Origin of the sequence: Chryseobacterium populi (assembly GCF_000282115.1) — a bacterium.
In the GTDB taxonomy this organism is placed as follows: Bacteria; Bacteroidota; Bacteroidia; order Flavobacteriales; family Weeksellaceae; genus Chryseobacterium; species Chryseobacterium populi.
In genome coordinates, this window is the sequence record NZ_AKJY01000014.1 from 126,651 (window position 1) to 146,958 (window position 20,308).

At 36.6% G+C, this 20,308-nt stretch carries 19 protein-coding genes and 3 tRNA genes; 13 read left to right on the forward strand and 9 right to left on the reverse strand.

What is annotated here, in order from left to right; genetic code table 11:
* The first annotated feature begins 3 nt into the window (after window positions 1–3).
* Complete coding sequence (locus PMI13_RS04970) at window positions 4–687, forward strand: MBL fold metallo-hydrolase (RefSeq protein ID WP_007841297.1); 684 nt, start codon at window positions 4–6, stop codon at window positions 685–687.
* 130 nt (window positions 688–817) lie between these two features.
* On the opposite strand, the gene PMI13_RS04975 is transcribed toward PMI13_RS04970, so the two are convergent.
* The 3 genes from PMI13_RS04975 to PMI13_RS04985 form a co-directional block, all read right to left on the reverse strand.
* A tRNA-Arg gene (locus tag PMI13_RS04975) sits at window positions 818–891 on the reverse strand.
* A gap of 44 nt (window positions 892–935) precedes the next feature.
* Window positions 936–1,010: transfer RNA gene (locus PMI13_RS04980), tRNA-Pro, on the reverse strand.
* 15 nt (window positions 1,011–1,025) lie between these two features.
* Window positions 1,026–1,110 (reverse strand) — tRNA-Ser (locus PMI13_RS04985).
* A gap of 136 nt (window positions 1,111–1,246) precedes the next feature.
* Here PMI13_RS04985 and PMI13_RS04990 point away from each other — a divergent pair.
* The 5 genes from PMI13_RS04990 to PMI13_RS05010 all read left to right on the forward strand — a co-directional run bounded on the left by PMI13_RS04990 (window position 1,247) and on the right by PMI13_RS05010 (window position 6,582).
* The gene (locus PMI13_RS04990) at window positions 1,247–2,275 is read left to right on the forward strand and encodes an N-acetylmuramoyl-L-alanine amidase (RefSeq protein ID WP_007841299.1); all 1,029 of its coding nucleotides are present in this window, start codon (window positions 1,247–1,249) and stop codon (window positions 2,273–2,275) included.
* 70 nt (window positions 2,276–2,345) lie between these two features.
* Window positions 2,346–3,746 carry an aspartate ammonia-lyase gene (aspA, locus tag PMI13_RS04995; RefSeq protein ID WP_007841300.1) on the forward strand — a complete coding sequence of 467 codons (1,401 nt, stop codon included), beginning with the start codon at window positions 2,346–2,348 and terminating at the stop codon, window positions 3,744–3,746.
* An 8-nt stretch (window positions 3,747–3,754) separates the two neighbouring features.
* The gene (locus PMI13_RS05000) at window positions 3,755–4,549 is read left to right on the forward strand and encodes a class I SAM-dependent methyltransferase (RefSeq protein WP_007841301.1); all 795 of its coding nucleotides are present in this window, start codon (window positions 3,755–3,757) and stop codon (window positions 4,547–4,549) included.
* A 1-nt stretch (window position 4,550) separates the two neighbouring features.
* Window positions 4,551–5,405 carry a glycosyltransferase gene (locus tag PMI13_RS05005; RefSeq protein ID WP_007841302.1) on the forward strand — a complete coding sequence of 285 codons (855 nt, stop codon included), beginning with the start codon at window positions 4,551–4,553 and terminating at the stop codon, window positions 5,403–5,405.
* A gap of 139 nt (window positions 5,406–5,544) precedes the next feature.
* The gene (locus tag PMI13_RS05010) at window positions 5,545–6,582 is read left to right on the forward strand and encodes a hypothetical protein (RefSeq protein ID WP_007841303.1); all 1,038 of its coding nucleotides are present in this window, start codon (window positions 5,545–5,547) and stop codon (window positions 6,580–6,582) included.
* 4 nt (window positions 6,583–6,586) lie between these two features.
* Here the strand turns inward: PMI13_RS05010 and PMI13_RS05015 are convergent, their stop codons facing one another.
* From PMI13_RS05015 to PMI13_RS05025, 3 genes are all read right to left on the reverse strand, one after another.
* Window positions 6,587–8,059 carry a lipopolysaccharide biosynthesis protein gene (locus PMI13_RS05015; protein ID WP_007841304.1) on the reverse strand — a complete coding sequence of 491 codons (1,473 nt, stop codon included), beginning with the start codon at window positions 8,057–8,059 and terminating at the stop codon, window positions 6,587–6,589.
* A gap of 9 nt (window positions 8,060–8,068) precedes the next feature.
* Window positions 8,069–8,863 carry an FkbM family methyltransferase gene (locus tag PMI13_RS05020; protein ID WP_007841305.1) on the reverse strand — a complete coding sequence of 265 codons (795 nt, stop codon included), beginning with the start codon at window positions 8,861–8,863 and terminating at the stop codon, window positions 8,069–8,071.
* Between the two features lie 204 nt (window positions 8,864–9,067).
* The gene (locus PMI13_RS05025) at window positions 9,068–9,733 is read right to left on the reverse strand and encodes a DUF2461 domain-containing protein (protein WP_007841310.1); all 666 of its coding nucleotides are present in this window, start codon (window positions 9,731–9,733) and stop codon (window positions 9,068–9,070) included.
* Window positions 9,734–10,010: 277 nt separating this feature from the next.
* Here PMI13_RS05025 and PMI13_RS05030 point away from each other — a divergent pair, with 277 nt between their 5' ends.
* From PMI13_RS05030 to PMI13_RS05060, 7 genes are all read left to right on the forward strand, one after another.
* Window positions 10,011–11,708, forward strand: coding sequence for a DEAD/DEAH box helicase (locus tag PMI13_RS05030; protein ID WP_007841312.1), 1,698 nt, complete (start codon window positions 10,011–10,013; stop codon window positions 11,706–11,708).
* A 151-nt stretch (window positions 11,709–11,859) separates the two neighbouring features.
* The gene (locus tag PMI13_RS05035) at window positions 11,860–12,498 is read left to right on the forward strand and encodes a DUF47 domain-containing protein (RefSeq protein WP_007841314.1); all 639 of its coding nucleotides are present in this window, start codon (window positions 11,860–11,862) and stop codon (window positions 12,496–12,498) included.
* Between the two features lie 15 nt (window positions 12,499–12,513).
* Window positions 12,514–13,656, forward strand: a complete 1,143-nt coding sequence (locus tag PMI13_RS05040) for an inorganic phosphate transporter (RefSeq protein ID WP_007841316.1) — start codon at window positions 12,514–12,516, stop codon at window positions 13,654–13,656.
* Between the two features lie 105 nt (window positions 13,657–13,761).
* Window positions 13,762–14,733 (forward strand): polyprenyl synthetase family protein, encoded by a 972-nt coding sequence (locus PMI13_RS05045; protein ID WP_007841317.1) that lies wholly within the window; start codon window positions 13,762–13,764, stop codon window positions 14,731–14,733.
* Window positions 14,734–14,812: 79 nt separating this feature from the next.
* Window positions 14,813–15,763, forward strand: coding sequence for a GSCFA domain-containing protein (locus PMI13_RS05050; protein WP_007841319.1), 951 nt, complete (start codon window positions 14,813–14,815; stop codon window positions 15,761–15,763).
* A 6-nt stretch (window positions 15,764–15,769) separates the two neighbouring features.
* On the forward strand, window positions 15,770–16,297 hold the full coding sequence (locus PMI13_RS05055; protein WP_007841321.1) for a DUF4269 domain-containing protein: 528 nt from the start codon (window positions 15,770–15,772) through the stop codon (window positions 16,295–16,297).
* 5 nt (window positions 16,298–16,302) lie between these two features.
* The gene (locus PMI13_RS05060; protein WP_007841323.1) at window positions 16,303–17,070 is read left to right on the forward strand and encodes a TatD family hydrolase; all 768 of its coding nucleotides are present in this window, start codon (window positions 16,303–16,305) and stop codon (window positions 17,068–17,070) included.
* A gap of 101 nt (window positions 17,071–17,171) precedes the next feature.
* Here PMI13_RS05060 and PMI13_RS05065 read toward each other — a convergent pair whose 3' ends face one another.
* From PMI13_RS05065 to obgE, 3 genes are all read right to left on the reverse strand, one after another.
* Window positions 17,172–18,434 carry a DEAD/DEAH box helicase gene (locus PMI13_RS05065; protein WP_007841324.1) on the reverse strand — a complete coding sequence of 421 codons (1,263 nt, stop codon included), beginning with the start codon at window positions 18,432–18,434 and terminating at the stop codon, window positions 17,172–17,174.
* 168 nt (window positions 18,435–18,602) lie between these two features.
* On the reverse strand, window positions 18,603–19,091 hold the full coding sequence (locus tag PMI13_RS05070) for a DUF6438 domain-containing protein (protein WP_007841326.1): 489 nt from the start codon (window positions 19,089–19,091) through the stop codon (window positions 18,603–18,605).
* A gap of 219 nt (window positions 19,092–19,310) precedes the next feature.
* Window positions 19,311–20,294 (reverse strand): GTPase ObgE, encoded by a 984-nt coding sequence (obgE, locus tag PMI13_RS05075; RefSeq protein WP_007841329.1) that lies wholly within the window; start codon window positions 20,292–20,294, stop codon window positions 19,311–19,313.
* Between the last annotated feature and the right edge of the window lie 14 nt (window positions 20,295–20,308).

Below are 20,308 nucleotides of genomic sequence, written 5' to 3' on the forward strand. Positions count from 1 at the left end.
ACTATGTTACGTCAAATTGCTCCCGAAGTATTTCAGGTTTCACTGATGCCACGAAACAGCATTAACTGCTATATTATCGAAGATGTATTGGTAGACTCCGGAATACGGAGTTCATATACTACTGTAAAGAAAGCTCTCCAGAAAGTCCCCGTTTATCAACATATACTGACGCATGCCCATGCAGACCACCAGGGCTGTAGCGATCAGATATGCGCTGAGTTTGCAATACCCTTACTCTGTCATCCCGACGAAGTTTTTAGGACCGAAACGGGTATGGTAACCAACGATTATCCAACTCCGCAACATTGGGTAGCAAAGCTTCAACAGAAGTACTGGGCTGGTCAGGGACATAAAGTCGAACAGACAATCGTTGAAAACGATAGGATCGGAAACTTTCGGATAATAGAGACACCCGGACATTCGGCAGGTCATATTTCTTTATTCCGTGAGCGAGATGGCGTACTGATAATCGGAGATGTGGCGACAAATATGAACCTGCTCACGACAGCGACTGGTCTGCGGCTTCCGCCAAACATATTCACCTCGGATCAACAGAACAACATCAAATCGCTCCAGAAGTTAGCAAAACTGAATCCTGCCATTATCTGTTTCGGTCACGGACCGATCATGCGAAATACAGATAGGAAGTTTGAGCAATTTGTGGCTAAATGTAGCACTTCTAGATGATTTCAAACAAATAGTAGAAGAATTCTAGCTTCAAAAACCGAACTCTAAATGTTCCAAATAGTAAAGGTTTGGGTGACAAATTTTTATGGATATAAAAAAGGAGACAACTATTAAATAGTGCCTCCTTAAGTGAGCGCGAAAGGATTCGAACCTTTGACCGTCTGCTTAGAAGGCAGATGCTCTATCCAGCTGAGCTACGCACCCTTAAAAGTTGATTCTCGCCTAGTTCAATAAGCGCGTTAAAAAAGTCGGGGCGGCAGGATTCGAACCTGCGACCTCCTGGTCCCAAACCAGGCGCGATGACCGGACTACGCTACGCCCCGAATATATTAAGAAAGCGGAGGGTAAGGGATTCGAACCCTTGCGACACTTTCGCGTCGACAGTTTAGCAAACTGCTCCGTTAACCACTCCGGCAACCCTCCTTTTATCTTGATTTTTTAATGATCGTTATTCCGATATTGCGAGTGCAAATATAGAATAGATTTCTTTATTTACCAAATATTTTTCAAGAAAAATTTCCGTATTTTTGAGCTAATAATCGGTTAAAAAAATACACTAATGCGTAAAACATTATATATCATCGGATTAAGCGCTTTTGTTTTTTCATGTACTTCGCAGCAGAATGTGAAAAAAACTACTTACAAACCTAAAAGCCCCGTAACACAACCTAAAACAATGGTGAAAACACCGGTTCAGGAAAAAAAGAAACCACAAATTTCCAATGAACATGGAGTGGAATTTTTTACAACCAATGTGGGAGACATTACAAAAAATGATAATACGGTAAGTTATGGTTCAATTGTTTCTGCAAAACCTGCAGGATACAAAGTGGTAAAGACCTATTTTCCCGCAGTAGCTCAAAACTTCAGACAACGGTATTTAATATTGCATTATACAGCTTTGCCGGATGATAAATCCATCACCGTACTTACCCAACAATCGGTAAGTGCCCATTATCTGGTAAACAATACAGGAGATAACGAAATTTATCAGTTGGTGGACGAGAATAAGCGTGCCTATCATGCAGGAATAAGTACCTGGAGGAATGATAAAAATCTTAATGACAATTCTATCGGTGTTGAAATTGTAAATACAGGATATATTGCTGACACAACCGGAAAAAGAGTTTTTGCTCCTTTCAGTGAGGATCAGGTCAAAAAAGTAGCTGCATTAGCCAAAGATATTGTAACAAGATACCAGATTCCGCCAACCAATGTATTGGCACATTCTGATATTGCTCCTGCAAGAAAGCAGGATCCTGGTCCGATGTTTCCATGGAAAAAACTGTATGATGAATACCAGATAGGAATGTGGTATGACGAAGCTGTAAAGCAGAGTTTTTATGAGCTGGCAGTTTCTACGGAACTTCCGATGAAGTATAATGAGCCCTCATTTATCTTTAATGTACAGTCCCAATTGCAAAAATTCGGATATGGAACAGAAACGAGTGGGAGCTGGGATGATGCAACCAAAAAAACAATAGAAGCTTTTCAGTATCATTTCCGACCACAAAACTATGACGGAATAATGGATGCTGAAACATGGGCAATACTACAGGCTTTGAATCAAAAATATCCAATAAAATAAATTTAAAGCGCATCGGTTAAGGTGCGTTTTTGCTATATTTAAAACCTATAAAACACTTAAAAAATCCGTAATGGAAAATTTCAGAAAAGAGAGCGACCTGCTGGGAGAACTTAATGTACCCATTAATGCTTATTATGGCGTTCAGACTCAAAGGGCAATTAACAACTTTAAAATTTCCGGACAGCTTCTTTCATCATATCCGGCATTTATCAGAGGATTGGCTTTTGTAAAAAAAGCTGCTGCTAAAACCAATTATGAACTGGGTTTACTGGAAGAAAACCTGTATCTCAAAATTGCTGAAACCTGTGACGAAATCATTGCGGGCCAGCTTCATGATCAATTCCCTGTAGATATGATCCAGGGCGGAGCAGGAACTTCAATCAATATGAATGCCAATGAAGTGATTGCTAACAGGGTTTTAGAAAAATTAGGAAAAAATAAAGGAGAATATGAATTCTGTTCTCCGAATGACCATATCAACCTGTCTCAGTCTACAAACGATGCCTATCCTACAGCGATAAAAATGGGATTGTTGCAGATGAATGCAGGATTGGCAGACAGGCTTCAGAAAATAGTAGATGCTTTCCGGGCTAAAGGCAGGGAGTTTCAGGATGTCATCAAAATGGGAAGAACCCAGCTTCAGGATGCTGTTCCTATGACTTTGGGACAGGAATTTGAAGCTTTTGCAGCGAATCTTGAAGAAGATATTTCGAAGCTGAATAACAATGCCGACCTTTTTGTAGAAGTAAATATGGGAGCTACAGCTATCGGAACAGGATTAAATGCTCCTGTGGGATATGCCTCACTTTGTGCCAGAAACCTGGCTCAGGTGACCGGATTTCCTGTAGTTTCAGCACCGGATTTGGTAGAAGCAACACCGGATACTGGCTCTTATGTGATCTATTCTTCTGCGACCAAGCGTCTTGCTGTAAAACTGTCAAAAATCTGTAATGATTTAAGGCTGCTTTCTTCAGGACCGAGAGCAGGGCTTTTTGAAATTAATTTGCCTCCTATGCAGCCGGGATCATCCATCATGCCGGGAAAAGTAAACCCTGTAATTCCGGAAGTAGTGAACCAGGTATGTTTTAAAGTAATCGGAAATGATTTAACGGTAACCTTTGCAGCAGAAGCAGGTCAATTACAGCTTAATGTAATGGAACCGGTACTTTCTCATGCTATTATGGAAAACATCAATTTCCTTTGCAATGCCCTTGATACCCTTCGTGAAAAATGTGTTGTCGGAATTACTGCCAATAAAGAAGTTTGCCTGAACATGGTGAAGCACAGCATAGGTATTGTAACCGCTCTTAACCCATATATCGGATATAAACAATCAACACAAATTGCCAAAGAAGCCCTGGAAACAGGAAAAAGCGTTTACAATTTAGTTCTGGAAAAAGGAATCCTTTCCCAGGAAAAACTGGATGAAATACTTGATCCTAAAAACATGCTTAAACCTCATAACAAATAGTATTTTCGGTGAGTAAAATCAAAAAAACCGTTCTGGCATTTCAAAATATAGCCCAGGAACCAAGCCTGCTTAATTTGATATTGAATGACAATGAAGCAAGAAAAAAAGAATTCCTGAAAAAATATCCACATCGGGAAACTCTTCCCCAGATCAGGCTTTCTGATCTGGGTGAAGATTTCAATGAAACCGTCGATCTCTGCTTTTTAGATGGTGGCTCGCTTCCTACTGATCTGGCCTTGCTGAAAACACTGGCAAAAGGAAAGAAAAACTTTTTTGAGATCGGGACCTGGAGAGGGGAAAGTGTCTGGAATGTAGCTAAAGTTATTGACGACTGTACAACATTCAATCTTTCTAAAGAAGAGATCATTACACTGGGGCTCAACAAAAAATATGCTGAACTGCACGGGATTATTTCAAAGAAAAACCCGGATATCCTTCATCTGGAAGGAAATTCAAAAACATTTGATTTTAACGGCCTAAACCGGAAATATGACCTTATTTTTATCGATGGAGACCATTCTTATGAAATGGTGAAAAATGATACCGAACAGATTTTCAGAAACCTTGTTCATGAAAACTCAGTAGTTGTATGGCATGATTATGCTTTTAACCCCGAAAAAATAAGGTATGAAGTTTTTATGGGAATTTTAGACGGATTACCAAAAGGTTTTCATCAGAATCTGTATCATGTGGCCAATTCGATGTGTGCGGTTTTCATCAAAGGAGATTTTAAAACGAAACCTTTTGAAACCCTGCAGGAACCGGAATTTTTATTTGAAGTAAATTTGAAAATAAAAAAATAAGTTGAGATTTCTAATTATCATCCCTGCTCATAACGAAGAAGATCATCTTACCTTTACTTTAGATTCTTTACTGCAACAAAATTTTAAAGATTATAAAGTAGTAGTAGTGAATGATGGATCCGCGGATAAAACACCGGAAATCATCAGGAAATACACAGATAAGGACTCCCGTTTTGAAACGGTTAATCTTCAGAAATCGGCTCATCAGCCGGGCTCAAAAGTTGTCAATGCCTTTAAAAAAGGATTGGAAACCCAATCTCTTGATCATTATGACATCATCTGTAAGTTTGATGCAGACATTATTTTATCCCCAGATTATCTTGAAGCCATAGAAGATTCTTTCCGGAAAAATCCTGAGTACGGTTTAATCGGCGGTTTACTCTATATCGAAAAAAACGGGAATTGGGTTTATGAAGGAAACTCAAACAAACAGCATGTGAGAGGCCCTATGAAATCTTACCGGAAGGAGTGTTTTTTACAGATCGGCGGCTTGAGAGAGACGTTGGGTTGGGATAATATAGATTCTGTTTTACTGGAGAATTCAGGCTGGAAAGAAGTAGTAGTGCCGGAACTTCATGTTAAACTGATTAAGGTCAAAGGTGCCGATTACACGGTAAGAGCATCTGATTACTACGGAAGATACTTTTATTTCCAGGGTTTGAAAAGATTCCTTGCCTATATTGCTGCATTCAAAGAGGCTACGAAAAGTAAATCGGTTTCATTCTTCTTTAAAATCATTAAAGCATACGAATATTGTAAATCTCAAAATCTTGAATTGAAAATTACAAAAGACGAACAGAAAATGATGAATGATCATCGATGGAAGGTTTTGAAGAAAAAATGGCTGGAGAGATAATAGAGAAATTGCTAAAGCGTAGAATCACAGAATCATAGCCTTGTTAAGTATTGATGTTCTTGTGAACTTTAAAATAGAATTACTTAAAATAAAACTTTACGATCTTTGCGTTGGAAGAGATCTTTAACCCGGTTAAACAGTGAAAAAAATAGCCTACATAGAAATTGATACCCATGCGGAAATAGCCAGGGCTTTCATGGATATTATGCGTGATTCCAGAGAATTTACGGTAGATTACTACTTTTCGAAAAAGATCAAAGATCAGATCATGGAAGATCAGGAAGCTGTTTTTTTATCTGATAGCTCTATGATTACGGATCAGCTGAAAGATAAGGGATATGACGTTGTAATAATCGGAACGGTTCACAGGTATTTTAATACTTTTTTTGCCATTACCCAAAAATACAATACCGCTGTTATTGTACATAATCTGAACTTTCCTCAAACATCAAGATGGAGCTTAATCAAAAGCATTTTTAAAGAAGATGTTATTTACAGGCTTAAACTATGGTGGAAAGAAGGACTTTTTTATTTGTCAAAACCTTATAAACAGGCAAGGAACCTCATGGTTTTAGATCCGGAATTATCTTCAGGGACCTATAAATTCCTGCCTCTTTTTTATACCGGAAATTTTGAGAAAAAGGAAAATAAAGAACTGATTGTCGTGATTCCCGGTAGTGTTTCTCAAAAAAGAAGAGACTATCAGTATATTTTTAAAACCATCCGGAATAGCCATGTTTCAGTATATTACAACTTTGTATTTCTTGGAAAAGCCCGGGGTAGTGAACTGAAGGAGCTTGAAAAATTATCTGCAAATTTACCGGAAAATATCATGATTAAGTATTTCACAGAACGGGTTTCATCACATGACTTCGAAAGCTGGATGCGTAAAGCAGATGTTTTGTGGTGTCCCATTCAACAGCAGACTGAATTTTTCAGCCAGCCGGAAACATATGGCGTAACAAAAATGACCGGAAATCTTGGAGATGCCATCAAATATGGAAAAATAGCAGTTTTCCCAAAGAATTATCCCTCAAAATCTGAATTTATTATTCCTGAAACGGAAAATATAATTGAACAGTTTAATGGTCTTAAAAATATTACTTTCGATTTTAATGAAAAGTATAGCCGGGATGTGGTTCTTGCAAACCTGGAAAAGGTTTTAAACAGTTTATAATTTCTTATTTAAATTTCAGGATGCTCTTAATGAATTTCACATTCAGATAATCTTCAACCGGAAAGATCTTAGTGAAATAATTTCCAATATAAATAAGTATCAGTACAACTGCCGGCTTGTAAATTAAATTAATAAGGTTACTGTTGAAAGTAGGTAAAACAATCGCCACGGTAATTGCTAAAGTACAGATGATCGAAACGAAAATCATTTCAATCGACAATGGAGAAACTTTAAACATAAAGTAATTGAAAAGGATTTTAATTACATTATAGGTTGTTAACGAAATAGCCGTAGATAAAGCAATTCCGATTAATTTAAGATCCGTGTTTTTAATGAAATAATAATTCAGTCCGACGGTCAATCCTGCCAAAATCAACATAACCAGGATATTGAATCTATAATATTTTGAAAGAGAAATAATATTTCCGTTAAATCCTGTCGCCAAATCAACAAGAACAGCAGAACCCCATATCCAGACTACCGGTTCATATTCTCTCAGCAGGGTCCCGTTTTCAGGCATAAACTCAGTCAGGTAAGGAAACCCGACCATGATGCATGAAAACAAAACAGCTCCTAAAAAATAGAGTGTCAGAGATGTTTTTTTATGGAAGCGGTCAAGTTCTGCCATATCTCCGTCTGCAAGGGTTTTACTTATAATTGGTGCCGAAACGTTGAAGAGCCCTAATTGAGGAATAGAAATAAGAGAAATCAAAGCATACAGGACAGCATAAATTCCATTTTCTTCCATTCCCATAAATTCGCCGATCATAATACTGTTAATTGCCAGGTAATTCCCGAATGTTCCCAGGAAACCAAAAAAACTGTAATTGAAAAACTCCTTCCAGAAATTATCCTTTTTAAAATAATCTGTATTGAAATCAAGCTGTATCTTCTTCAGTTTATTTGTGTAGTAAACATAGCCGAGCAACATCATGACAAATACTCCGAAAAAAAACAGAAATCCAGTCCGGGACGAAATAAAAAAGAATAAAAGAAAAGCCCCTAAGTTGGCTATTTTAGGAAAAAGATTATCGAAAATATTAGATACAACAATTCTTTTATAATTGGAAGTATATTTATTGAAAATAGCACAAAAAGAAAGAATCAGGACTAACGGAAGAATGATCTCCTTGATCTTCCATGCTTCGGTATTTCTGAACTGTGGAAATAGATAAGGAAGTATAAAAAACAGGATTAAGAAAATAAGAAAATTGACAAAAACAGCCAGTAAAGATAGGGAAAGCATATTCTGTTCTTTCCCGTCTTTTTCTACAGTATGAAAAAATTTCACATTAGAGTATGAAATTCCCATAACAACAAAAGGAACCAGAAGCTCTGCACTGGGAAGGATATAACGAAGCTTTCCGTAAAATTCAAAATTATTCGGAAAGATGAAAATCGCAGAAACAGTTCCCAGCAAAAAACCGATATAGCCAATGATGGAATATTTGAAGCCTTGCCTTGCTACTACACTCATAATGCTGTTTTATTGGTTTTTAGGAATAAAAATAATATTGTTGATATAATCCGTTTTGTTTTTTTCGTCGTTGGTGTTCTGTATAATGATCTCTTCCGTAAGTTTGTCAAGTTCAAAAGTGTTTCTGTTTAAATACCGGGCTTCATATCCCCAGTTTTCCACCTCGGCGATCTCATTCCAGATGGGGGTGCTATGATGTCTCTGTTCCATTTCAACCATTAAGGTCGGTAAAAAATGCTGTATTGTTTTTTTTGCTCCCAAAAGGGTTTTCATTTCATTTCCTTCAACATCTATTTTGATAAAATCAAGCTTGTTTAAAGAAACTGTAGGAGCCCAATCATCCAGCTTAATAACCTGTACTTTCTCGGTATAGCTTTTTTCTTCACCTTTTTCTTTATACGAGATATTCAGCGTACCTCTTGACGCGATCATTTTACCGTTAATAATGGGAACTTTAAATTCCGCAACTGTGTTTTCATCAGAAAGCGCCAAAGGAAGAACTTTCATCGCAGGAAACAGCCGTTTTAAACGGTCATGAAGCTTTTTATTAGGTTCAAAAGCATAAATATTCTGATGATTCAGTTTATTTTCCAGTTGATACAAAAAAGTTCCGACATTGGCTCCAATGTCAAGAATTACAGCATTCTGAGACAGGTATTCCTTTATCCAGACCAATTCCGGTTCTACATTCCGTGCCGAAAAATTATTTTTGGAAAGATGATTTAAGCTCTTAAAGTATCTTTTTTTATAAAATCCAGGGCTGATGTATTGTAAGTTTTCTGCAATTCTTTGGTATAAAGACATTCTTGTTTTTTTGACAGTGAGCAAAGATAAGTAAAAATGTTAAATGTGTGTTAAAATTAAATGATTGTAATGGGTTGATTATCAGTGAAAAGTTCTGTCGCGATTTTTCTTGTAGAATTGAGATTTAGTACATTTGCCGGATCAGCAAAATCTGCGAGAAAAAATATTCAGTTTAAAAATGGTATTCTTCCAATTAATTTAAGCCTATTGAAACGGAGTATTCAGGAAATCGTTAAACGGCTTCATCAGTTTGAAAACCTTTGAAAAGTTTTTTACTGCATTTTTATCCAGTATTTCTTCGTCTTTCAAGCTATAAAGCACAATAAAGTTTTTCAGTTTTAAATATTCTCCCATTGGATCTTCCTTTTCAAAGCCCTGAGGTATTTTTTTCAGCTTATCATCCTGATTGAGTTCCGGGAAATGTTTTTTGAAATCTTTATTGTTTAAAATCTTCAGGAAATCATTGCCATACAATGAGATCTCTTTTCGCACTTCTTTTAAAACTGAAGATTCAGGCATATAAATTCCACCTGCTAAAAATGATTTTCCTGGTTCTATATGAAGATAATATCCCCCTTTCTGGCTGCCTTTTCCCATTCCCAGAGAAGCTCCGAAATTGGTTTTATACGGGATCTTATCTTTTGAAAACCGGGTATCCCTGTAAATCCTGAACAATGCTTTTTTAGCGTCTATTTTGGCCAGCTCTTCATCAAATCCACTCATTTCTTTAATTAAATCTTCAAGGAAAAAAATTACATTTCCCTGGGATTCCGTATACAGGTCTTTGTTTTCTGTAAACCATTCCCGGTTGTTGTTCTTGGTAAGTTTTTTTAGAAAATCAAAAGTTTTTGTAGAAATAGTGGCCGACATATTTTTTTATTTTAAATCAAATTTAATTAAATCTATTCATACACCCAACTTTATACATATTTTAACAATTTGTAATTAATCAGGGAATGTTTTTAATAATTCAATAATAAAAATAGGGTTTGAAATATTATTAAATTAAAAATAAAAAAAATATAGTTTTTCTGTGGAAATTTAAAAATGATTAGGGTTTTCTGAAATAAAATTATTAATTCTGTAATATTGTATAAAATAAAATCCAAATAATAATTGTATCTTTGCAAAAATTTTAAAATATTTAATGAATTTATTTACGGAAACCAATTTAAGTCCTGACATCCTTAAGGCAATTGGCGAAATGGGCTACGAAAGCCCGACAGAAATCCAAAAACAGACTATCCCTTTTATTCTTTCAGATATACGCGATCTTATCGCACTTGCGCAGACTGGGACAGGCAAAACTGCAGCGTTTTCGCTTCCGATTTTGGATATGATTGACGATACGAGTCGCAAAATCCAACTTTTGGTGCTTTGTCCGACACGAGAATTATGTCTTCAGATTGCAAAAGACATAAAGAATTATTCTAAATACATGAAAGACATCAAAACTACTGCGGTTTATGGTGGAAGCAGTATTATGGAACAAATCCGGTCTCTGAAGGATAAGCCTCAGATTATTGTAGGTACTCCGGGAAGAGTAATCGACCTTATCAACAGAAAAGCACTTGATTTTTCTGCGATTCACTGGCTGGTTTTAGACGAAGCCGATGAAATGCTTTCAATGGGTTTCAAAGACGAATTGGAAACAATTTTGAGCGAAACTCCTGAAACAAAACAAACTTTCTTATTCTCGGCAACGATGAATAAAGAAGTGGAAAGAATTTCTAAAAATTATCTTACAAAACCACACCGTATTTCGGTAGGTTCTATTAACGAAGTTAAAAAGAATATTTCCCACGAATATTACGTTGTAGGATACCGCCAGAAAAAAGAGGCACTTAAGAGATTAATTGATGCCAACCCGAACCAGTATTCCATTATTTTCTGCAGAACAAGAATGGAAACTCAGGAAGTTGCTGATTTCTTAATGCAGAACGGATATGCAGCTGATGCCCTTCATGGTGATCTTTCTCAGGCGCAGAGAGATACTGTAATGAAGAAATTCAGATTGAAGAATATTGATATTCTGGTAGCAACAGATGTGGCGGCTAGAGGATTGGATGTAAATTCCCTGACTCACGTTATCCACTATTCTTTACCGGATGATCCTGAAGTATTCGTACACAGAAGCGGTAGAACAGGTAGGGCCGGAAAAGACGGAATTTCAATGGCATTAATAAAGCCGGAAGAAAGCCGAAAACTGAAACAGATCAAATCTGCAACCAAAATCGAGATCAACGAAAAAATAATTCCGACAGGAGATGAGATTATCAAAGCTCAGGTAGGTGGGGTTTTCGAGAAATTGTTGACAGAGCACGAAGATATATTTACATTTGATGATAAATTAATCCCGGACTTAAGCAACTTCACAAAAGAAGAGCTTGTACACCAGTTACTGCAATTCCAGCTGAAGGATCTTGCACTGTATTATAAAGACAAACATGACCTTGCTGAGCAGAAATTCAATAGCAGGGATGATGATTATTCAAGAAGAGACAGAGGTCGTGACAGAGACAGAGGTAGAGACCGTGACCGTGGCGAGAGAGGAGACAGAGGGAGAGACCGTGGTGGAAAACCGAGAAGAAAGAATGAAAACATGGTAAGATTTTTCTTCAATCTTGGTAAAAAAGACCAGTTGAAAAAGCTTGATGTTTTAGATATTATTAATAAAGCTACTGCCGGCGGAGGCGGCAAAAAAAGAGCTGAAATCGGGGATATTGAAATTTTAGAGAAATTCTCATTCTTTGAAATTGAAAAATCCTTTAAAGGAGAGCTTTTAAATAACATTTCATCAATGAAATTCAGAGGAAAAGATATGAGAGCTGAAGAGGCTAATTAATCTCATTCCTAATGATATAAAACCGGCGCTACAGCCGGTTTTTTTGTTTGATAATCAAGTGTTAACCTAATGTTAACAAAACTTAATGTCAGATAGTTTCAGGTAAGGTCCTTTTTTAGGAAATTTGCACTCAAATTATAAATACTTAAAAATGGGAATTGGTAATATTTTCCACGCTTTTCAACCAAAGGATAAAATCTTCTTCGTGCTTTTCGAAAAAGTAACTGAGAACTTAGTTGCAATGTCTGAGGACTTTAACAACGGAATCAAAGATTTCGATCTTAATGATGATACGATGCTAAAGAAAATGAGTGACTATGAGCATAAAAATGATGAACTTACCCACGAGATCTTCGTAGAATTAGGAAAAAACTTTATCACTCCTTTTGATCGTGAAGATATTCACACATTGGCAACAGGTTTAGATGATATTGCTGATTATATCTACGCTTCTACAAAATATATTTTCTTATATAAATCGCCTTTAATGAGGGCTTATGCAGACTTTTCTTTATTGATCCACAAAGCATGTCTTGAAATCCAGAATGCAATGAAAAACCTGAAAGGGTTTAAAAACATGGAACAGGTGAAAGAAGCTTGTATTAAAGTAAATTCTATTGAAAATATTGCTGACGACCTGCTATCCAATTCAATGGTAGAATTGTTTGAAACAAATGATGCCATCAATATCATCAAAATTTCATCGGTACTTAATTATCTTGAAATAGTAACAGACAAAGCAGAAGATGTTGCCAATACTATTGAGAACATCATGATTAAATACGCATAAAACAAGATAACAAAAATGGAATTTCCGATTTTACTTACGGTTATTATTGCTTTAGCTTTAATCTTCGATTATATCAATGGTTTTCATGATGCGGCCAATTCAATTGCTACAATTGTTTCTACGAAGGTTTTAACACCTTTTCAGGCTGTACTCTGGGCTGCACTCTGGAACTTTGCAGCTTTTTTTATTGCAGCCTATATTATTGGAGAATTTAAAATTGGTAATACAATTGCCAAAACAGTTAATGAAAATTTTATCACGCTTGAAGTTATATTGTCAGGCCTTGTGGCAGCCATTGCCTGGAATCTTTTAACATGGTGGTTTGGTATTCCTTCATCATCGTCACATACCTTAATTGGAGGGTTTTTAGGGGCAGCATTAATGCATGCCTTCATGATGGATTATCATGATGTGGCGGCTGCACAACCGGGATTAGGTTTTATAGAAACATTTAAGGAAGCCTTTCATCAGGTAACTACGCAAAGTGTAGTGAAATTTGATAAGGTAATTCCTATTTTCCTGTTCATCTTCATGGCTCCCGTTATAGGAATGGTGATCTCAATTATCATTACCTTAATTATTGTTCATCTTTATAAAAAATCGAACCCCCATAAGGCAGATCAATCATTCAAGAGATTACAGCTGGCTTCTTCAGCACTATTCAGCTTGGGACACGGCTTAAATGATGCCCAGAAAGTGATGGGTATTATTGGGGCAGCACTGATTTATTACCACGTGGAAATCCTGCACGATCCTGTTTATCTTAATATACCTTCTGCAGGACGTTTTGATTATTTTGCCCAGCATTATCTTTGGGTTCCTCTGGTATCATTCCTTGCTATTGGTTTAGGAACGATGAGTGGTGGTTGGAAGATCATTAAAACAATGGGAACTAAAATTACAAAAGTAACTCCATTAGAAGGGGTGAGCGCTGAAACAGCAGGGGCTATTACTTTATTTATTACAGATCACTTTGGCATTCCTGTTTCTACAACACATACGATTACAGGTTCTATCATCGGGGTTGGTTTGACGAAAAGAGTTTCTGCGGTAAGATGGGGGATTACGGTAAGCTTACTTTGGGCCTGGGTACTTACAATTCCTATTTCAGCTATTGTAGCAGGGGTTACCTATCTTTTAGTGACTTTATTTTCTTAGGATAGAAATTTTTTAATAACAATACCAAACTTTGTCCAAATGGGCAAAGTTTTTTGTTTTATAAAGCCCTGAAAAATTGTATTTTTGTTGAAATTATAGGATTTTATGGAATTTTTAGACAAGTACCAACAGATCGTTGCTGATGCCATCACTAAATACACTTTTAAAGATAAGCCCACGGAATTATATGATCCGATGAATTACATTATTTCCCATGGTGGAAAACGTCTTCGTCCGATTATGGTTTTAATGGCCTGTGATTTATTTGGCGGTGATCCGAAAGAAGCGATAAAACCTGCTTTAGCAATAGAATTCTTCCATAATTTCACCCTGATCCATGATGATATTATGGATGAAGCCCCTTTGAGAAGAAATAAACCTACCATTCATACATTACACGGGATCAACGTAGGAATTCTTTCAGGAGACGGACTGATGCTGAAAGCCTACAAATTTTTTGAAGATCTTGAACCCGAAATATTCAAGGCATGTATCAGAATTTTTACCCATACAGGTCTTCTGCTATGTGAAGGTCAGCAATATGATATCAACTTTGAAACCCAGGAAAATGTAACGTTCGATGATTATATCAGAATGATTACCTATAAAACCGGAGTGCTGAGTGCTTCCTCTTTTGAAATCGGAGCATTGATCGCAAAAGCAAACTTCAAAGATGCCAAAGCAATTTTCAACTTCGGAAAACATATCGGAATCGCCTTCCAGATTATGGATGATTATCTTGATGTATTCGGAGACCAGGTGCAGTTTGGGAAAAAGCATGCCGGAGATATCTATGAAAATAAAAAAACGGTTCTTTATCTGATGGCAAGAGAGCATGCGACAGAAGAAGAAAGAAAAGAACTGGATTACTGGTATTCTAAAAAAACCGATAATATTGATAAGGTATACGGAGTAGAAAAGATTTTCAGAAGAACTAAAGTAGACGAGAAAGCTTTGCGTTTAATTGAAAAGCATAACGAAATCGGTCAGAGTTATCTTAAGAAAATCAATATTCCGGAAGAAAAGAAAAAACCGTTTGCAGAGCTGGCAAACTATCTTTTGAGTAGGGAAAGTTAAATTAAGTAATAGATTTAGGGCTTAGTAGCTGGCTTTTCCCGGTCCTGAACCCTAAATCCTATTACCTGATTCCTAAAATATGAAATTCAGGACAGAAGTAGATATCCGCAAATCGGAAAAGAAGATCGGAATTGAAGATAAAATATTTTCAATAGGCTCCTGTTTTGCTTCTGAAATGTCTGACCTGCTTCATGAAGGCCAGCTCCAGACAATTAGTAATCCTTTTGGAACGATTTTTAATCCGTTCTCGATTGATCAGGCGATAAAAAGACTCCATGATTCGGATTTTTACACAGAAGAAGATTTAATCACGTTTAATGATGAATTCATTTCTCTCGACCATCATACACAGTTTGATACGAGGTATATTCATCAGACACTAGAGAAAATCAACTCAGGATTAGAAAACGGAAATCATTTTCTTCAGGATACCAACTGGGTAATTATTACCTACGGAACTTCATTTATCTATGAATTTATCCCAAAGAAAAAGCTGGTGGCCAACTGTCACAAAATTCCGCAGAAATATTTTGAAAAAAGGCTTTTAACCCATCAGGAAATTACAGAATCCATTTACAATACAATTTTGAACCTGAAGGATATCTGTAAGGAAGATGTTCAGGTCTTATTTACAGTTTCTCCGGTTCGTCACACAAAAGACGGGATGGTTGAGAACCAGTTAAGTAAATCTAAGCTTATTACAGCAGTCCATGAAACTATTTCCCTCTTTGAAAACTGTCATTATCTGCCGGTTTATGAGATGGTGATGGATGATTTGCGCGATTACCGTTTTTACAAAGAAGATATGATTCATCCGAATAACCAGGCGGTGCATTATGTTTTTGAAAAATTCGGGGAAGCTTATTTTTCAGAAGAAACCAAAGATTTTATTAAAGAAAACTTTAAGATCAACAAAGCTTTAGAACATAAAACAAAAGATGATAAAGACCCGAAATATATCGAGTTTAAAGAGAAACTGAATCTAAAGATTGAGGACCAGCGTAAAAAAGTAAAGCACAAAATATTCTGATCACAGATGATTGATTTTACAACACTTGATTATCTGAAAGAAGGAAACGCAAAGCAGAGAAAAGCGTATGAAATCCTTACAAAATATAAGATCTTTGAAAAATTAAAGCATTATACCCCAGTTTTAGCAGGAACCATTCCGATTGAAATTGATATTGAGGGCAGCGATCTTGATATTATCTGTGAAGTTGATCCTAAATTTGAAGAGGATTTTTTAGATGATTTAATGTTTAGTCGGTTTATTCCTCATGATATAGACGTTAAAATAGAAAATCCTGTTGTAAACGGTGAGAAATGCATCGTTTTACATTTTGTTTTAGAAGGGTTTCCCATTGAAATTTTCGGACAGAATAAACCGGCAATTCAACAAAATGCTTATCGTCACATGATGGCCGAATGCAAAATATTACAGGAAAAAGGAGAAGATTTTAAACAAAAAATAATAGAATTAAAAAAGAAAGGAATTAAAACAGAGCCGGCTTTCGGTATGTTGCTGAATTTAGAGAATCCTTATGAAGATCTGTTAAAAATTTAAAAACAATGATTGACACACATACCCATTTATATGCAGAAGAATTTGATGAAGACAGAAAAGAAGCTATTCAAAGAGCTTTAAGTAAGGGAATAACAGAATTTTATCTCCCTGCGATTGATGCTGAGTCTCACGAAAAAATGCTCCAGCTGGAAACAGAATATCCAGGTCAGGTTTTTTCAATGATGGGATTGCATCCTTGTTATGTAAAACCTGAATCTTGGGAAAAAGAACTTGATATTGTGAAAAATTACCTGGATCAGAGAGCTTTCCCTGCCATCGGTGAAATCGGAATTGATTTGTACTGGGATAAAACCACACTGGATATTCAGGTAAAAGCTTTTGAACAGCAAATTGACTGGGCGATTGAAAAAGATTTACCGATTGTCATTCATACCCGGGAAAGCTTCGATGAAACATTTGAAGTTCTGGAAAGAAAAAAACACCCTAAGCTCCGTGGAATTTTCCACTGTTTTTCCGGAAACCTTGAACAGGCGAAGCACGCCATTGATCTGAATTTTATTTTGGGGATCGGTGGGGTAGTCACTTTCAAAAATGGTAAAATAGACCAGTTTCTGAACGAAATACCACTGGATAAAATTGTTCTGGAAACTGATTCACCTTACCTTGCCCCGGTTCCGCACAGAGGAAAAAGAAATGAAAGTTCATATCTTGATCTTGTAGCCGGAAAGCTTGTGGATATCTATCAGAAAGATTTTGCTGAAATTGATAGAATCACAACAGAAAATGCAAAGAAAATGTTTAACATTCAATAGGGCGGGCTTTAGCCCGCTGCATTGTAACGATAAAATATCATCTGGCTTTAGCCAAAACCTAATAAAAGAAGCCTTCCCAAATCTGAGAAGGCTTCTTTTTATTATTTCTTTCTGAAAAAGCTTTTATTCTTAGGTTTTTTAAATCCTGTATCAGCCTTATTGGCCGGCTTGGGCTTTTCAGCTCTCGGCTGAGCAGGCTTATTGTTTGAATCTCTTTTCTGGGCTACCAGATTATCCGTATGGAACGGATGATCTTTAACCACGGGAATTTTCTTTCCGATCAGCTTTTCTGTATTTCTTAAATTCAGTAGGTCCAGGCCATCTACAAAAGAGATGGAAGTTCCTTCCGCACCGGCTCTTCCGGTTCTTCCGATCCTGTGTACATAAGTTTCAGAAACATCCGACAGCTCATAGTTGATAACGAATTTTAATTCATCAATATCAATTCCCCTTGCAGCAATATCCGTTGCTACCAAAACTCTTGTTTTCCCGGATTTGAAGTTATTCAGGGCATTCTGGCGGGCATTCTGAGATTTGTTTCCGTGGATAGCTTCAGCTGAAATGCCGCTTTTATGAATCGTTCTCGCAATTTTATCAGCACCGTGCTTGGTTCTTGAAAAAACCAAAACGGATTCTGAAATATGGTTTTTTAAAATGTGTGTAAGCAAGCCCAGCTTATCTTCTTTCTGTACAAAATAAACCGATTGCTGAATGGTTTCTGCCGTCGAAGAAACCGGAGTTACCTCTACTTTCACGGGATTATTCAGAATAGAATCAGCAAGCTTCTGAATTTCAGTAGGCATGGTTGCAGAGAAAAACAATGTTTGTCTTCTTGGAGGCAAAAGTTTGATAATTCTCTTTACATCATGTACAAAGCCCATATCGAGCATTCTGTCAGCTTCGTCAAGTACGAAGATTTCAAGATTTTTAAGACTGATAATTCCCTGTGCAATAAAATCAAGCAGTCTTCCCGGTGTTGCTACCAGGATATCCACTCCTTTTCTTAAAGCAGCTTCCTGAGAACCTTGCTTTACCCCACCGAAGATCACCAGTTTTTTTAAAGGCAGGTTTCTTCCGTATGCATTAAAGCTTTCTTCAATCTGTATTGCTAATTCTCTTGTAGGCGTAAGAATAAGGGCCTTTATATAATTATTTTTCGGTAATGGTCTTTCCGTAAGGTTTTGTAAAATAGGAATGGCAAACGCTGCCGTTTTACCTGTACCTGTTTGTGCAGTTCCAAGGACGTCTTTTCTTTCTAAAATAGAAGGAATGGCTTTTTGCTGAATAGGTGTAGGTTTTTCATAACCTTCCTTTTGAAGCGCATCTAAAATGGGCTTGATAATTTTTAAGTCTGTAAATAACAAAATATATGTGTATTAAAAAATAATGCGGGTGAAGCAGTATACTTCATCATTTTTAGCAGATCTGCTAAAATAAAATTATTAACAGAATTTTTAAGTAAAATTAATTACTGAAAGGGCTGAGAATGCCGCGAAATATATTGCAAAGATAGGTTAAAATATTTTAACGGATTATTTCACTTTTGCCCACTGCTGATTGTGTTTTAAATCTTCAAAAAACTGATAAACTTCTGCAAGCTTTTCATTTCCGTTTTTGCCATAATCTTCTACGTTTTTTGAAGTTCCGTCTGCAAAATTTATTCTGAGATAAGAAGTGGGAAGATCGGTGATATTATGGTTTCCGTAGTTGTTTTTTAAACTTTTTACGTCCAACCCGTCGAGTAAAGAAACCAGTTTATTATAATCAGCCTCTTTGATGGTTGTCTTAAAAGTTCCTTCACGGGGTTTTGAAGAATCATCTTTTGAAGGGTCTTTTGAAAAATTGAAATGTTCTGCCTCTAAAATGGCTGTTCTGTCAGAGTTGACCGTCAATTTGAAAATAGGGCAGAAACCGAAACATGGGCCGGCCTCGTATTCAATTTTAGAATATTTTGAACTTGTATTCTGTGAAGTGCATGAGAATAATATGATCAATGCAATAAGGCTTAACAAATGTTTCATCATTTTTATTTTGAAAGAATTCTTTCAAGAATTGTTCCAAATAAAAGAAAGTTTGTTATCAGCGATGAATTATAATTGTATTTTTAGAATTACTCTGCGTTCTTCTATGACCTTACGAAATTCTGAACCCCGGATTCAGTTTCGAGGCTCTCAATTTCGATAAAACTTTACTTTTTGGAAAAGCAAAACTGAAGAATGACTGTAAAAAATAATGATTTCTTAGCCATGAAGCTTCTTCCAGATTGAATCTTTTAATTCCATCAGGCCTTCTCCTGTAACTCCGGAGAAAAACAAAGGCTGTCTGTGTTCCGGAAACTCAGCTGAGATTTCTTTCTTCAGTTCGTCATCCAAAAGGTCCGATTTTGAAACGGAAACAATAAAATCTTTATCCAAAAGCTCCGGATTGTACTCTTTCAATTCGTTTTCCAGAATCTTAAACTCCTGGAAATGATCTTCAGAATCTGAAGGAATAAGGAATAATAGAATTGAATTTCTTTCAATATGTCTTAAGAAACGGTGACCAAGGCCTTTTCCTTCAGCTGCTCCTTCAATAATTCCCGGAATATCAGCCATTACAAAAGATTTGTAATTTCTGTAATCTACAATTCCGAGGTTAGGGGTTAACGTAGTAAACGCATAATTTGCAATTTTCGGTTTAGCCGCAGAAACAGAGGCTAAAAGGGTAGATTTTCCGGCATTCGGGAATCCTACCAATCCTACATCAGCTAAGATTTTAAGTTCGAAAACCACATAGCCTTCCTGGCCATCCATTCCCGGTTGGGCATAACGTGGCGTCTGATTGGTAGAAGACTTGAAATGCTCGTTTCCTAAACCTCCTTTTCCACCTTCCATCAGGATAATTTCCTGGCCATCTTCTAAAATTTCACCTATGATTTCACCTTCTTCATTTTTAGCGATGGTCCCGATCGGAACTTCTATATAAACATCGGCTCCGTAAGCTCCTGTCAGCTGGTTTTTCCCTCCGTTTTCACCACGCTCCGCTTTTACGTGACGGGTATAGCGAAGAGGAAGTAAAGTCCATTCCTGAGCATTTCCTTTCATAATAACGTGTCCGCCACGTCCTCCGTCTCCACCATCTGGTCCGCCTTTAGGAATATACTTTTCACGGCGAAGATGCGCAGAACCTGCACCACCATGCCCGCTTTTACAATGAATCTTTACGTAATCTACAAAATTTGACATTTAATAAATGTTAT

What these genes read in the sequence shown, in the direction of transcription:
- obgE (WP_007841329.1), bottom strand. Translation starts at nt 20,294, where the DNA reads ATGTCAAATTTTGTAGATTACGTAAAGATTCATTGTAAAAGCGGGCAT.
- PMI13_RS05035 (WP_007841314.1), top strand. Translation starts at nt 11,860, where the DNA reads ATGGGAATTGGTAATATTTTCCACGCTTTTCAACCAAAGGATAAAATC.
- aspA (WP_007841300.1), top strand. Translation starts at nt 2,346, where the DNA reads ATGGAAAATTTCAGAAAAGAGAGCGACCTGCTGGGAGAACTTAATGTA.
- PMI13_RS05025 (WP_007841310.1), bottom strand. Translation starts at nt 9,733, where the DNA reads ATGTCGGCCACTATTTCTACAAAAACTTTTGATTTTCTAAAAAAACTT.
- PMI13_RS05055 (WP_007841321.1), top strand. Translation starts at nt 15,770, where the DNA reads ATGATTGATTTTACAACACTTGATTATCTGAAAGAAGGAAACGCAAAG.
- PMI13_RS05060 (WP_007841323.1), top strand. Translation starts at nt 16,303, where the DNA reads ATGATTGACACACATACCCATTTATATGCAGAAGAATTTGATGAAGAC.
- PMI13_RS04970 (WP_007841297.1), top strand. Translation starts at nt 4, where the DNA reads ATGTTACGTCAAATTGCTCCCGAAGTATTTCAGGTTTCACTGATGCCA.
- PMI13_RS05050 (WP_007841319.1), top strand. Translation starts at nt 14,813, where the DNA reads ATGAAATTCAGGACAGAAGTAGATATCCGCAAATCGGAAAAGAAGATC.
- PMI13_RS05030 (WP_007841312.1), top strand. Translation starts at nt 10,011, where the DNA reads ATGAATTTATTTACGGAAACCAATTTAAGTCCTGACATCCTTAAGGCA.
- PMI13_RS05070 (WP_007841326.1), bottom strand. Translation starts at nt 19,091, where the DNA reads ATGAAACATTTGTTAAGCCTTATTGCATTGATCATATTATTCTCATGC.
- PMI13_RS05040 (WP_007841316.1), top strand. Translation starts at nt 12,514, where the DNA reads ATGGAATTTCCGATTTTACTTACGGTTATTATTGCTTTAGCTTTAATC.
- PMI13_RS04990 (WP_007841299.1), top strand. Translation starts at nt 1,247, where the DNA reads ATGCGTAAAACATTATATATCATCGGATTAAGCGCTTTTGTTTTTTCA.
- PMI13_RS05045 (WP_007841317.1), top strand. Translation starts at nt 13,762, where the DNA reads ATGGAATTTTTAGACAAGTACCAACAGATCGTTGCTGATGCCATCACT.
- PMI13_RS05015 (WP_007841304.1), bottom strand. Translation starts at nt 8,059, where the DNA reads ATGAGTGTAGTAGCAAGGCAAGGCTTCAAATATTCCATCATTGGCTAT.
- PMI13_RS05020 (WP_007841305.1), bottom strand. Translation starts at nt 8,863, where the DNA reads ATGTCTTTATACCAAAGAATTGCAGAAAACTTACAATACATCAGCCCT.